The organism is Roseovarius sp. (genome assembly GCF_040223625.1).
Taxonomy (GTDB): Bacteria; Pseudomonadota; Alphaproteobacteria; order Rhodobacterales; family Rhodobacteraceae; genus Roseovarius.
The window spans coordinates 23,586-37,551 of sequence record NZ_JAVKFX010000016.1 but is presented as its reverse complement, the minus strand read 5'-3'; the positions used below and the strand labels follow the sequence as shown (position 1 = coordinate 37,551).

Genomic DNA, 13,966 nt, shown 5'->3' with positions numbered 1-13,966 from the left:
GCTGCGACGCACCCCCGCCATGGCAGGCACGAACAACAGGAAAGGGGCGCCCCGAAAGGCGCCCCTTCATTCACTCGAACCATTGCGCTTGCGCGCTTACTCTTTGATCAGTTCGGGGTTCTCCGCCAGCACCCGGGCTTCGCGCACCTTCAGGGTCGGGCGCACCGGCTCGGAATAGGCCGTGACGTCCTCGCGCAGTTCCGGAAAGAGCGCGAGGATTTCCTCGCGTGCGTCCTCGGCAAAGGCGCCCATGCCCACGTGGCCGGGGTGGAAGCTCTCCGACGGGATACCCTCGGCATAGACCAGCTCGTGGCGGTCGAACATCATGTGGTAATAATCCACCGTGCCGCCTTCCAGCGGGAAGACCGTCTCGTCGTTGATCAGCGCCTTGGCGGGTACGAGGGCCTCGGGCTTGCCGAACATCAGTTCCACGTGCCAGCCACGCACCAGCATCCGGTGCTGCGGCGAGACGCGCAGATCGCGTTCGTTGCCCATGGCGCCCCTGCGGATCACCACCGGGGCCAGAGCGCCCTCGGCCGGAACCGTGGTCGAGCCGATCCAGCGGATCTTCTGGAACCCGTGGTCCATGGTGATCACTTCGTCGCCCGCCTTCAGTTCCTCGATCGGAACCGAGCCGCGGCGCGTGGCGATCAGCGTGCCCGAGACGAAGCAGGGCACGTTGGTGTTGTCGCGGGTCAGGCTCGACCCGGTGACAGCGCCGCCCGCCCCGTCCTGCAGCGTCAGGTCGACATCGCCGATCTGGGCGCTGTAGTCGGTGCCGCCGATGACTCCGTCGATCCGGCCATCCTCGGCATCCGCCCGCAGCATGTCGATCGCCGAGGTAAAGCTGCCGCCGGCCGCATTGACGTCTGCAAGCGTGGTGTCGTTATAGAACCCGCTCAGGTCGACGAAATCGTTGTTCGTCTGGTCGCCATCGGTGATCGAGCCGGTATCGCCGACACCGAAGTCGGTAATCGTGTCGGCACCGTCGCCGCCGTTCTCGACGAAGATGTCGTTGCCGTTGCCGCCGGACATCTCGTCATCGCCGAGACCGCCGATGAGCGAGTCGTCGTCTTGGCCACCGATCAGCGTGTCGTTACCCTCGCCGCCGTCGATGGTGTCTTCGTCGATGCCGCCGTCGAGATAGTCGTTGCCATCCTCGCCGTAGATCTCGTCATCGTCGTCCTCGCCATAGACCACGTCGTCGCCCGCGCCGGCATAGATCGTGTCCATGCCGTTGTCGGTCACGAGGTCGGGGCTGGCGCCGCCGGTGTCGTCGTCGGTGATGTTGAGCTGATCCGGGAAGCTCGGGCCAAGACCACCGTAGATGGTGTCGTTGCCTGCGCCGGCCTCGACATAGTCCGACCCTTCGCCCAGCGTGATCAGGTCATCGCCGTCACCGGCATAGACTTCGTCATCGTCGATGCCGGCGTTGATGGTGTCGTTGCCACCGCCCGACACGATCGTGTCGGCGTCGTCGCCCGTGACGATGTTGTCGTTGCCGTCGCCCGTGGTCACGGAATCCCGGTCATCGTTCGGGTCGCCGTCGGCCGGGAACAGGCCCGGGTAGCCACGGTCGGGCAGGGCGGCCTGGCCGAGCTCGGAGGAGGTGTCGATGGTGTTGTCGCCATCCAGGTCCTCGACCACGTCATTGCCGTTCCCGCCGGTAACCGTGTCGTCACCCGCGCCGCCGGTCAGCGTGTCGTCGCCGTTGCCGCCGAAGACCGAGTCCGAGCCGTCGCCGCCGTCGATGTCGTCATCGCCGTCACCGCCGAAGATCTTGTCGTTGCCCGGCACGCCGCCACCCGACACGTTGAACGCGATGTCGGTGATGTTGATGCCGCTGTTGGCATCCCCGTTCTGGGTGTGAATCACTTCGTAATAGGCCACCGGACCCGGGATGCTGACCTTGAAGGAGTGCTCCGGATTGTTGTCATCGGTATAATTGATGTCGTTGCTGTCGGCGAAGTTGTTGCCGTCGAGGCCGTTGGTGCTCGACGTGGTGATACCGGTGCCTGCGTCCTCGATGTAAACGGGCACTTCGTTGCCCTCCGCATCGTAAGCGCGCACTTCGACAAGGCCGTCACCGTCGAGGTCGTTCACGCGGAACTCGACATTCTCGATCGTGCCGTCATTGGACGTCCAGCGATAGGTGGTGTTGTGGCCGCTGCCATTCGTCACCGATTCAAAGGAGGCATCCTCGGCGACCTCGTCATCGAGGCCCGCGGTCAGCTGATCCTCGGTCTGATACTGGCTCTGCGTGCCGGCATCCGCGTTCTCGATCGAGAAGGTGATTGAGGCCTCGCCGGTATCCTGGGTGAAACCGTCGGCATGGGCAAGGTCGCCGAAGCCGGGGGCTTCCGACCACTGGAAGAACTCCCGCGCGCCAGCGCCGGAGGAACCGTCGGGCCCGTCACCCCGGATCACGTCATTGCCGCCGGCGCCGTCGATGGTGTCATCGCCGCCATTACCGTAGATCGTGTCGTCGCCATTGGTGATCTGATCTCCGCCCTGGTCGGTCGGAGCGTTGGAGTCATCGTAACCGAGACCCATGTTCTCGCCGGTATCTTCACCGTCGACGATGCCGGGATTGTTGGTCGGGGCCATAATCGTGTTCCTCTTTACTGGTTGCCGGAACGTCACAAGACGCACCGGTACTTGCATCGAGGAAATTGGTAGCCCTGCGGCGCAGCAAAGACAAACGGATCATTCCGTATACTGAAATCACTCGCGTATTGTGGAGAGATTTGGAAACATTCCGGGCAGAAGCCGCCCAATTGCCTCCGCAGTTTCGACGCAATCTCGCTGCCGATGCCGCCCCGATCCGCGTGAAATGAGGCGAAGTCCGACCGCCTGGTCCGAATCACCCTGAACACGGAGGCATAGCGCACCGTGCTGTCCGTTCCAGATGAAGCCCTGGTATTGCGCCTGCCGGTACCGGTCGAGAAAATCGTGTTCCACGTTGACGCCGTCGCCTGCGGCGCGCAGGGCGCGGGCGGTCATTCTCGTCACCGCCACGGGATCGAAATGCGAAAGCAGCACCGACACCAGATCACTCTCGAAGAAGTCGACCTCGGTCTCCTCGTCGGGGGCGGTGGTTTCAACGATGCGAACCTCGCCGGCCTGGCTCAACACCGCGATTTCACAGTGAATTCGGCGATGTTTGAGCCCTTCGTCCACGGCTTTCGATACCGCGTCGATGCCCGGCGGGCTGAAAAACGCGCCGCGGAAACTGTCGCGCAGCTCGGCGGTGACGATCACGTGCATCTTGCCAAGCTGGTAGCGGACGAACCCCCGATCGATCAGCGCGTGGATCGCCCGGTGAACCGCCGTGCGGCTGAGCCCGCTGATCGCGGTCAGCCTCTGCGGCGATACCGGGCCGTGTTCCAATATCAGCCCCAGGACCAGCAGGGCCCGGCCCGCAGAGCCCGTCACCGCGCCGTCCGTTTCCGTTCCGCTGCTCATCGCTGTCCCGGTCCTGACATAGTTCCGCCGCAATCTCGCCCCTTCGGGATCATTTCCGATCCGGCGACAGCCCAAGCCCTCGCTGCGCATGCAAGCCGCGAGATCATTTCGTCTCCTCCGCCGTCAGGGGGCGGGAGGCAAAGCCGGGCGGGCTGACATCGTCATAGGTGCGGTCGGCCAGTGTCTTGGCCGCGATCTGGGCCTTGAGCGCGGCAAGGAATGCCGCCTCGGTCCGGCTGAGGCGGCTGGCCGGGTTCGTGACCACGTAGATGTCGACCGCCGGCGGATTGGTATAGGGTGGCAGCCGCCACAACGTGCCGTTCTCCAGATCCTGCCGCACGACGTGAACGGGCAGGGGGCCGATGCCCAGCCCGCAATAGATCAGCCGCCGCACTTCCTCGAGGTGGCTCGATCGGCCGACGATATTGTGGTCGAGGTCGTTGTCCCGGCGGAACACGGCCACGGGGCGAAGCGCGTCGTCCATGCTGTCGGTCTCGAAGGACACCCCGGCACAGCCCCGCAGATCGCTGATGTCGAGATCCCGCCGGCCATAGAGCGGATGAGGCGGGCCGCAGAAGAAGCCGAAATGCTCGCGGTAGATGCGCTCGTAGTCCAGTTTCTCCAACCGCCTGTTCAGAAGGCAAATCCCGAACGGTGCCGTTTTCTCCAGCACGCCGCGCAGGACGTTGCGGCTGGTCTCGACGCGCACCTCGAAGCTGACGGCCGGGTGGAGGCGGTGGAACTCGATCAGCGTCTGGTCGAGGATCGGGGTGACCACGTGGCTTGCCAGCAAAACGTCGACATGGCCGGTCAGGTTCTTTGAGGCCGATTGCGTCAGGTCGGCCAGCCTTGATACCGACCCGTAAATCTCGGTGCATTCGCGATACAGCTCGCGCCCCGCCGCGGTGAGCCGGAACGCTCCGCCGCCCCGTTCTATAAGGCGGCTTCCGATCTGGGCCTCGAGCCGGCCGAGCGCCACGCTGACCGTTGGCTGCCGCCGCAGGAGGCGCGTGGCGGCCGCCGTGATCCCGCCTTCCTCGACGATCACCACGAAGGTACGCAGCAGGTTCCAGTCGAGGTTGGTGACAAACTTGTCCGCGTGGTTCAGCGCCCTGTCCCTTTCCGCTTCCGGCCGCCCTGATCGGCCCCATAGATGCCGTCTATGGCCTGAATAGGTATTATCAATTTGAGGCATTTTGGCGGGGCCTGCAATAGTTTGGCCCACGAGGCTCGGGAAAAAGAGCCGGGAACCAACGGGAGACATTCCATGACGACAATCAGACTGCTGACCGCCACCGCGGTCGGCGCCATCGTGACGGCTGGCGCCGCCATGGCGGCCGACTGCCCCATCAAGATCGGCGGGATCGCCCCGCTGTCCGCCCCCGGTACCGTGGTCGGCGGCGAGGCGATGCGCGAGGCGATGCTGATCGCCGAGGAAGACATCAACGCCGATGGCGGCGTGCTGGGCTGTGATATCGAGGTCGTGGTCGGCGATTCCGAGGGCCTGCCCGAGAAGGGCGCCGCGCTGATGGAGAAATTCATCACCCAGGATGGCGTGGTCGCCGTGGGCGGCGGCTATCACAGCTCGGTCGGCGTGGCCTCCAAGGACGTGGCGCAGCGCCTCGGCGTACCGGTGGTCTTTGCCGAGACGTGGAACGACACGATCACCGGCGACAAGCAGAAATACATCTTCCGCATCGCGCCGCTCAGCTCGTGGGCCTCGGCCACCATCTGGCAATTCGCCCTGACCGTGCCCGGCGTCGAGAAGGTGGCGATCCTCACCGAGAACACCGACTATGGCATCCCGGCCTCGCAGGAAACCGCCAAGGGGCTGGAAAGCGGCGGTGTGGAAAGCACGACCTTCTCGGTCGATATCGGCACACAGGACTATGCCGGCATCGTCCAGCGTATCAAGGCCGAGAACCCGGACATGATCATCACGCTGGTGACGGGCGAGGCCGCCTACAACTTCACCCAGCAGGCCGCCGACGCCGGCATCGGGCCGCTCGACCTGCCTTTCGTGACCGGACAGGACGCGCTGGAATCCGGTGCCTACTGGCAGAACGTGCCGGACGGGCAGAACGCCTTTGTCCAGCGCATCGGCGTTCCCGAGTCGCAATTCACCGAGAAGGGCAAGGCCTTCGCCGCCACCTACAAGGAGCGGATGGGCAAGTCGGACGTCGAGAGCTACGCGATGGAAGCCTATGACTCGATCGCCATCATCGCCCAGGCCATCGAGGAGGCGGGCTCGACCGAGGCGGATGCAATCGTGACGGCACTGGAATCGATCGAGCATGACGGCACGCTGGGCAAGATATACTTCCCCTATGGCACCCAGAAGGATCCGTCGGAAGACGGCAAGGGCGACGAGTGGTGGCACCAGTGGCCCGATCCGGCCCTGACCATGATCCAGTACCAGGAAGAAGGGCAGGACTCGACCAGCGCGGCGATCGTCTACCCGGATGCCTACAAGACCGCCGAGCCGGTCTTCGTAAACGAATGATCCGCTGATCCGTCCGGGCGCCGGTTTCGGCGCCCGGACATTCGACAATCCGAAAACAGCCGGGGCAAACCCGGCGTGACACGGGGGACATCGTGGAATTTCCGTTGCTGTTCTGGGGCGTTCTGGCCTGGATGATCATCTGGGGTGTGGCCGGAAGTATCCTCATCAAGCGCCGCTACCTCGCCTGCGATCTCGACACCTCCAACGCGGCCTTCATCGGCACCATGGCAGGTGCCTCGCTGGGCCCCGTGGGGCTGGCGGCGGTCTGGGCGGCGACACCGCGCACCTCCGTCTACCTGACCACGTCGCTCGCGCTGCTGACCGTGCTGATCATCGCGGTGACCTTCAGCTTCGCCGATCCCGACAACATCTGCGTGGTCTCGGGCGGCTTCGTCGCCAGCCAGTTCGTCAACGGGCTGATCATCGGCATCATCTACGGGTTCATGGCGCTGGGCCTGTCGCTGATCTTCTCGATCCTCGGCGTGGTCAGCTTCGCCCATGGCGAGTTCTACATGATCGGCGGGATGCTGGTCTATTTCATCACCGAGGTCTGGCTGCCCGGGATCAACCCGCTGATGGGGGTGCTGGGCGCCTGCCTCGTGGCCTTCCTGCTGGGCGCGGTGTTCGAGCGGCTGATGCTGACGCCGATGTATCACGGCAAGATCGACCGGCCGATCGAATACGGCATCCTCGTCACCTTCGGCCTGGCCTTCACCCTGCAGTATTTCGTTCAAGCCCTCGTCGGCGCCAACCCGGTAAAGGCGCAGCGCTTCCTTGAATTCCCGCGCTGGCGCTTCCCGGCCGAGGCCGACCCGATCTGGATCAAGACCAGCCGGGGCAGCATGACGCTGTTCGAGCAGGTCACCATCTCGAGCCCGCGCTTCACGGCGGCGATCACCTGCATCCTCGTGCTGCTGGCGCTGCTGTTCCTCATGCACCGGACATGGACCGGCAAGGCATTGCGTGCCGTCAGCCAGGACCGCGAAGCCGCGGCCATCACCGGCATCAACCCCAACACAATGAACATGCTGGCCTTCGCGCTTGGCGGGATGATCGCGGCACTGGCTGGCGCACTATTGGTTCAAGCCTTCTCGTGGCTACCGCAGGTGGGCGCCATCCCGGCAATGCGCTCCTTCGTGATTGTCGTGCTCGGCGGTCTCGGCTCTCTGCCCGGGGCCTTCATCGGCGGCATCATGGTCGGGCTGGTCGAGGCGGCGGGCACCGGATGCGTGCCAGATGCGCAGAAGGCCGCCAGTTATATCCCCGCCTACGGGATGATCGTTCTCACGCTCACGCTGCTCTTGCGGCCCACGGGCATGTTCGGACGCCGTTTCGCCGGCGGCATGCACGGTAAGGGCTAGGGGGCAGAGGGCATGAAAAAGCAGATACCCAACATCGCCGGCGGCATCTTCGTGATCCTGCTGCTGATCTTCCCGCTGACCTATGGCGCGGCGGATTACGACTACATCATGCATATCCTGATCACCGGCTTCTTCTACGCGATCCTCGCGGCAAGCTGGTCGATGCTGTCGGGCTATGCCGGGCAGTTCTCGTTCGGGCACATGGGGTTCATGGCGATCGGCGCCTATACGACGGGCCTTTTCTGCCACTATCTCTACCTCTCGCCCGAACCCACGCAGCTTTGCGCCGAAATGCGGTTCTTCGGGCAGTGGCTGGTTGTGGTGAACCCGATCGGGGTGACTTCGACCACGCTCACGCAGGATTGCCTGCGTCAGGCGCTCGAGGCGTGGGGCGGTAGCGTCGACATGCGACCGATGCCTGTCTTGCTGGGGATTATACTGGGCACGCTGATGGGTGCTCTGGCCGGCTTCCTCGTCGGCATGCTGGTCCTGCGCCTGCGGGCGGCCTATCTCGCGCTCTTCACGCTGGGCTTCTCGGAAATCCTCAAGGCGACCATCTCGGCCGAGATCGATATCACGAGGGGGCAGGCGGGCCTGGAGCTTCCGCCGCTCTACCCCAACGGTGTCAATCTCTTCGGCACCTATTTCGAGCCCACCGACAAGCTACCGCCCTACTACACCATGCTGGCGCTGCTGCTGGCCTGCCTTGCCATCCTCGGATGGCTCGCCCGGTCGAAATTCGGCCTCTTCGTGCGCGCCCTGCGCGAGGATCAGGATGCGGCCGCCGCGCTGGGCGTGAACACGACGCGCTACAAGGTGCTGGTCTTCACCATCACCTGCGCCATGGCCGCCGCGGCGGGTGCAGTACAAGGGCACTACGTGCAGATCATCACGCCCAACATGCTGTTCCTGCTGCAGATGAGCCTTGTCGTCGCCATGGCGGTGATCGGCGGCATCGAGAATTTCGTCGCCGCCGCCATCGGTGCGATCATCCTGCAGGTGGTGCTCGAACTCCTGCGCAACAGCTTCGTCATCGGCGGGGTCGAGGTCGACATGACGATCTGGCGGCTGGTCTTCTTCGGCCTCCTGCTGATGATCACGCTCCGCTTCTTCCGCAACGGTCTGATTGCCCCGATCATCGGCTATTTCCGCCGCGAAGGCGTGGCCGAGGAAACCGTCGCCAAGCGCGCCTCCACCGTCACCGGCCCTGGCGGCGGCCCCCACAGAACGGAGGCACCGGAGTGATACATCTCAAGGTCACCAACCTGCAGAAACGCTTTGGCGGCAACCATGTCCTGAAAGGCGTGAATTTCGAGATCAACGGTCCCGAACTGATCGGCCTGATCGGCCCCAACGGGGCGGGGAAGACGACGATGACCAACATCCTCGACGGGGCGATCAAGCCTACTAGCGGCACGGTCTATCTCGGGGAAAAGCGCATCGACCAGTTGCAGCCCTTCGAAGTGGCGCGCGCCGGGCTGGGCCGGACCTTCCAGGTGACGCGCTCCTTCCGCCGGATGACGGTGCTGGAGAACCTCTACGTGCCGGCGCTCGCCTTGGGCAACACCCACGGGCAGGCGGAGCTGCGCGACAAGGCGATGGGGGTGCTGGAATTCCTCACCATCGACCACCTGCGCAACGAATACGCACAGGCCCTGTCGGGCGGGCAGCAGAAGCTGCTGGAACTGGGGCGGCTTCTGATGCTCAACCCCGATGTCATCATCCTCGACGAGCCCTTTGCCGGCGTTCACCCGCGCCTGATGGAGGTGATCTATGCCTACATCCAGCGCGTCAACGACGAGGGCAAGGCGATCATCATCATCAGCCACCAGATGGATTCCATCTTCTCGCTCTCCCAGCGGCTTCTGGTTCTGAACTTCGGCGATCTCATCGCCGACGGCCCGCCCGAGGACGTCAAGAACGACCCGGCGGTGATCGAGGCCTATCTCGGCGCCGAGGAAGGCGAGGAGGCCCCGGCATGAGCGAACCGGAAACCGTTCTCGAGATGAAGAACCTCTCGGTGGGCTACTACCGGGATCTCAATATCCTGTCCGACCTCGACATCAAGGCAAGGCAGGGCCAGATCACCACGATCCTCGGCGCCAACGGCGTCGGCAAGTCGACCGCGCTCAAGGCCGCCTTCGGCTTCCTCGCGCCCAACAAGGGCGACATCCTGCTCGACGGCGAGTCGGTCCTCGGCATCCCGCCGCACGAGAAGATCCTCAAGGGGCTGGCCTATATCCCGCAGCAGCCTGGCGTATTCAAGGACATGACCGTCGAGGAGAACCTCGAACTGGGCGGCTGGACCTTCCGCCGCGACCGCAAGCAGGTCCGTCAGAAGGTCGAGGCCAATTACGAACGCTTCCCGGCGCTGCGCGACAAGCGCAAGCAGGTGACGGGCGAGCTGTCGGGGGGCCAACAGCGCATGGTCGAGATCGGCCGTACGCTGATGTCCGAGCCCAAGATGCTGCTGGTCGACGAGCCGACCGCGGGTCTTTCGAAAATGCTGGCCGAGGAGGTCTACGAGATGCTGACCGACCTGTCGAAGGTCGACAGGCTGACAATTCTTCTGGTCGACCAGGAAATCCGCCACGCGCTCAAGATCGCCGACTATGTCTATGTGCTTGAACTGGGCCGCAACAAGTTCGAAGGTCCGGCCAGCGAGTTCGACGATCTCGAAAAGGCATTCTGGATAGCGTGAGAGACGACATGGACGGGCAGGGCAAGAGCCACCTTTTCTACCAGACCCGGCAGCGCCGGCCGCGGCTGAGGAAGGCCGAAGGCGTGTATATCTGGGACGTGGACGGCAAGCGTTATCTAGACGGCTCGTCCGGCGCGATGGTCTGCAATATCGGCCATTCCAATCCGAATGTGCTGGAGGCGATGCGCAAGCAGATGGAGATCGCCACCTTCGGCTATCGCCTGCATTTCGAAACCGAGCCGGGCGAGGCACTGGCGGCCAAGGTCGCGGGCATGGCTCCCGAGGGGATGGAGCGGGTGTTCTTCGTCTCCGGGGGCTCGGAAGCGGTGGAAAGCGCCATTAAGCTTGCCCGCCAGTACAAGCTGGCCGTGGGCGAGCCGCAGCGCTGGAAAGTGATCTCGCGCTACCCAGCCTATCACGGCTGTACGCTTGGCGCGCTGGCGCTGACCGGTTACGCGCCGATGACGGCACCTTTCGACCCGATGATGCGGCAGATGCCGAAAATCCCGGCGCCGCGCGCCTATCTCGACGGGCTCGACCCCGGCGACCCGGAAACCGGACGCCACTATGCCGACATGCTGGAAGAGCGCATCCTGCAGGAAGGCCCGGAAACCGTGCTGGCCTTCATCGTCGAGCCCATCGGCGGAGCCTCGACCGGCTGCCTGATGCCGCCGGAAGGGTACATGAAGCGCATCCGCGAGATCTGTGACCGCTACGACGTGCTGCTGATCCATGACGAGGTGATATCAGGCGGCGGCCGCACCGGCACCTTCTTCGCCGCCGACAACTGGGACACGGTGCCAGATATCGCCGCGCTCTCCAAGGGGTTCGGCGCCGGTTACATGCCCCTCGGCGCGGTGATCGCTCAGGAGGAAATCGTCGAGGCGGTGCTGGGGCAGGGCGGCTTCATCCATGGCTTCACCTATGCCGGCAATCCGCTCGCCTGCGCGGCCGGCCTCGCCGTGATCGAGGAGATCGAACGGCAGGACATGATGGCGAACGCGCTGGATGTGGGCACGCAACTCGGCCACCGCCTGCGCGCGCTGATGAATCGTTACCCGATTATCGGCGACGTGCGCGGCATGGGGATGTTGCAGGCCTTCGAACTTGTCGCTGACAGGTCAACCATGGCGCCGCTGCCGAAGGAGATGAACGCCTATGACCGGCTGGTCGAGGCGGCCTATGACGAGGGGCTCATCATCTACTCCCGCCGCACGCGCGGGGGCTATTCCGGCGATCATTTCATCGTCGCGCCGCCGATGATCACCACCACGGAACAGGTGGACGAACTCATCGAGAAACTCACCCGCGCCCTCGACCGGTTCTGCGAGGAAGCGGGGCTTTGACCGTGCGCCTCGACCTGACTGGATGCGCCTGCCCGCGCCGTTGGATGCCTCCGGCGGGGATATTTCGGGCCAGAAGAAGCATGGAACACGCGCGCTTGCTTCTTCTGGCTGAAAATATCACGGGGGCTTGGGGGCTGGCCCCCAATCTGGCCGGTTAACTCCCATGTCGAAGATCATCATCACCTGCGCCGTCACCGGCTCGATCCACACGCCCAGCCTGTCGCCGCATCTGCCTTTCACCGCGAAGGACATCGAGGATCAGGCCGTAGACGCCGCCGAGGCCGGCGCGGCGATCCTGCACCTGCATGCACGTGACCCGGAAACCGGCCGGCCCTCCTCGAAGGCCGCCCATTTCATGGAATTCCTGCCGGGCATCCGGGACCGCTGCGATGCCGTGATCAACATCACCACCGGCGGAAGCGCGATCATGTCGCTGGAAGATCGGCTCGAGGGTGCGATGGCGGCCGAACCGGAAATGTGCTCGCTCAACATGGGGTCGATGAACTTCGCGCTATATCCCATGGCCGTAAAAGAGCGCGACTGGCGCTTCGACTGGGAAAAACCGTTTCTGGAGGCGACCGACGACCTGATCTTCAAGAACACCCCCCGCGACATTGCCCATGTCCTGAAAGAGATGGGGGAAAAGCGCGGGGCAAGGTTCGAGTTCGAATGCTACGACATGGGCCACCTCGTCATGCTGCGCCATTTCGTCGAGCGCGGGATGGTGAAACCGCCGGTCTTCATCCAGTTCGTCTTCGGCGTGCTGGGCGGCATGGCCGCCGCTCCCGAGACGCTGACGCACATGGTGCGGCTGGCCGATGGCTATTTCGGACAGGATTACCGCTTCTCGGTGCTTGCGGCGGGCCGGGACCAGATGCCGATGGCCGCGATGGCCGCCGGGATGGGCGGGCATGTGCGCGTGGGGCTCGAGGACAGCCTCTATATCGAAAGGGGGAAACTGGCAGTGTCGAATGCCGAGCAGGTCACCAAGGTCCGCCGGATCGTCGAGGGGCTGGGCCGGGAAGTGGCCACGCCGGACGAGGCGCGGGAGATGCTCGGGCTCAAGGGGGCGGCACATGTGGCCTTCTGAGACACTCGACATCTCGCCAGTCAGAGCAGAGGATATCGGCGATCTCGCCCGTGCGCTGGAGGTCCTCTCGGCCGACATGGGCGATACGCACCGCGCGACAGCCGACGTGCTTGCGCGCGCCTGCGTGGGTGACGCCCCGGCCTGTCACGGCCTGCTGGCGCGCGATGATAGCACGGTCGTGGGGGCGGCGCTTATGTCGCCGATCTTTTCGACGACCATCGGCGCGGCAGGTGTCTATGTCTCCGATCTCTGGGTCGCCGATGCGGCGCGGGGGCAGGGGCTGGGCCGGGCGCTCCTGCGCGCCGTGGCGGAACTCGCGGCGCGAAAATGGCAGGCCCGGTTCCTCAAATTGACCGTCTATGCCGAGAATACCTCCGCCAGGGCGTTTTACGACCGGCTCGGCTTTGGTATGGCCGAGCGTGACCTGACCTGCCTTCTGAAGGCGGACGCCTTCAACGACCTGCTGGGAGACCCTCAATGAAAGCCATCCTCGACGACCGCCAGCGCGCCCATGACCCGAAGAACTTCATGGCCAACGGCACGCAAAAACCCAACCCCGAGGTGCCCAGGCGCGTCGATATCCTGAAAGCGGGGGCAGAGGCGGCGGGCTGTGTCTTCGAGACGCCGGCCGATGCCGGGCTCGGGCCCATTGCGGCGGTGCACACGGCCGAGTACCTGACCTTCCTGCGCAACATTCACGCCCGCTGGCAGCGGATCGAGGGTGCCTCGGACGAGGTAATCCCCAACGTCCATCCGATGAACCGCACCGACAGCTACCCGAAATCCGCGGTGGGGCAGGCGGGGTTTCACCAGGCCGACACGGCCTGCCCGATCGCCGAATACACCTGGAAGGCCGCCTACTGGTCGGCCCAGACCGCCGTCAGCGGCGCGGATGCGGTGGCCGACGGCATGCGCGCCGTCTACGCGCTCTCCCGCCCGCCGGGGCATCACGCCTTCGCCGATCTCGCCGGCGGCTTCTGTTTCTTCAACAACTCGGGCATCGCGGCACAGCGCCTGCTGTCCAGGGGCCTGCGCCCGGCCATCCTCGACGTCGACGTGCATCACGGCAATGGCACCCAGGGCATGTTCTATGCCCGCGGCGACGTGCTGACCGTCTCGATCCATGCCGATCCGGTGCGGTTCTACCCGTTCTTCTGGGGCCACGCCCATGAACGGGGCGAGGGGGCCGGGCTCGGCGCCAATCTCAACCTGCCGCTGGACCGTGGAACGGATGACGAGACCTACCTGAATACGCTCGACAAGGCGCTCGAGCGGATCACCGATTTCGGTGCCGACGTGATCGTGGTGGCGCTGGGCCTCGACGCCCATGTCGACGACCCGTTCCAGGGCTTCGCGGTGACGACCGAAGGCTTCACGCGCATCGCCGCCGCCATCGCAGGCACCGGCCTGCCGCTCGTCATCGTGCAGGAGGGGGGATACGTCTCCGACGCGCTGGGCCACAATCTCACCGCCTTTCTCAACGGCATCGAAGGACACTGA

The 13,966-nt window shown here is 64.6% G+C and carries 12 protein-coding genes; 9 read left to right on the top strand and 3 right to left on the bottom strand.

Going from position 1 to position 13,966, the window contains the following annotated elements; translation table 11 throughout:
• Positions 1-96: 96 nt before the first annotated feature.
• The 3 genes from RLN94_RS04465 to RLN94_RS04455 form a co-directional block, all read right to left on the bottom strand.
• Entirely contained in the window at positions 97-2,607 is a 2,511-nt protein-coding gene (locus tag RLN94_RS04465) for a Hint domain-containing protein (protein ID WP_350123219.1), read from the bottom strand.
• A gap of 117 nt (positions 2,608-2,724) precedes the next feature.
• Positions 2,725-3,465 (bottom strand): helix-turn-helix domain-containing protein, encoded by a 741-nt coding sequence (locus RLN94_RS04460; RefSeq protein ID WP_350123222.1) that lies wholly within the window; start codon positions 3,463-3,465, stop codon positions 2,725-2,727.
• Positions 3,466-3,568: 103 nt separating this feature from the next.
• The gene (locus RLN94_RS04455; RefSeq protein ID WP_350123225.1) at positions 3,569-4,660 is read right to left on the bottom strand and encodes a LysR family transcriptional regulator; all 1,092 of its coding nucleotides are present in this window, start codon (positions 4,658-4,660) and stop codon (positions 3,569-3,571) included.
• A 72-nt stretch (positions 4,661-4,732) separates the two neighbouring features.
• On the opposite strand from RLN94_RS04455, the gene RLN94_RS04450 reads away from it, so the two are divergent.
• The 9 genes from RLN94_RS04450 (at position 4,733) to RLN94_RS04410 (ending at position 13,966) form a co-directional block, all read left to right on the top strand.
• On the top strand, positions 4,733-5,968 hold the full coding sequence (locus RLN94_RS04450) for an ABC transporter substrate-binding protein (RefSeq protein ID WP_350123228.1): 1,236 nt from the start codon (positions 4,733-4,735) through the stop codon (positions 5,966-5,968).
• A gap of 92 nt (positions 5,969-6,060) precedes the next feature.
• Entirely contained in the window at positions 6,061-7,329 is a 1,269-nt protein-coding gene (locus RLN94_RS04445; RefSeq protein WP_350123231.1) for a branched-chain amino acid ABC transporter permease, read from the top strand.
• 12 nt (positions 7,330-7,341) lie between these two features.
• Positions 7,342-8,574 (top strand): branched-chain amino acid ABC transporter permease, encoded by a 1,233-nt coding sequence (locus RLN94_RS04440; protein ID WP_350123234.1) that lies wholly within the window; start codon positions 7,342-7,344, stop codon positions 8,572-8,574.
• Positions 8,571-9,311 carry an ABC transporter ATP-binding protein gene (locus RLN94_RS04435; RefSeq protein ID WP_350123237.1) on the top strand — a complete coding sequence of 247 codons (741 nt, stop codon included), beginning with the start codon at positions 8,571-8,573 and terminating at the stop codon, positions 9,309-9,311. The genes RLN94_RS04440 and RLN94_RS04435 overlap by 4 nt, the downstream gene beginning before the upstream one ends.
• Positions 9,308-10,030: an ABC transporter ATP-binding protein gene (locus tag RLN94_RS04430; RefSeq protein ID WP_350123240.1), complete on the top strand. Its 723-nt coding sequence runs from the start codon at positions 9,308-9,310 to the stop codon at positions 10,028-10,030. Before RLN94_RS04435 ends, RLN94_RS04430 begins: the two co-directional genes overlap by 4 nt.
• Positions 10,031-10,038: 8 nt before the next feature.
• Complete coding sequence (locus RLN94_RS04425; protein ID WP_350123333.1) at positions 10,039-11,376, top strand: aminotransferase family protein; 1,338 nt, start codon at positions 10,039-10,041, stop codon at positions 11,374-11,376.
• 163 nt (positions 11,377-11,539) lie between these two features.
• Entirely contained in the window at positions 11,540-12,466 is a 927-nt protein-coding gene (gene kce / locus RLN94_RS04420) for a 3,5-dioxohexanoate:acetyl-CoA acetone transferase (protein ID WP_350123243.1), read from the top strand.
• Positions 12,453-12,947: a GNAT family N-acetyltransferase gene (locus RLN94_RS04415; RefSeq protein WP_350123246.1), complete on the top strand. Its 495-nt coding sequence runs from the start codon at positions 12,453-12,455 to the stop codon at positions 12,945-12,947. Before kce ends, RLN94_RS04415 begins: the two co-directional genes overlap by 14 nt.
• Positions 12,944-13,966 (top strand): histone deacetylase family protein, encoded by a 1,023-nt coding sequence (locus tag RLN94_RS04410; protein WP_350123249.1) that lies wholly within the window; start codon positions 12,944-12,946, stop codon positions 13,964-13,966. The genes RLN94_RS04415 and RLN94_RS04410 overlap by 4 nt, the downstream gene beginning before the upstream one ends.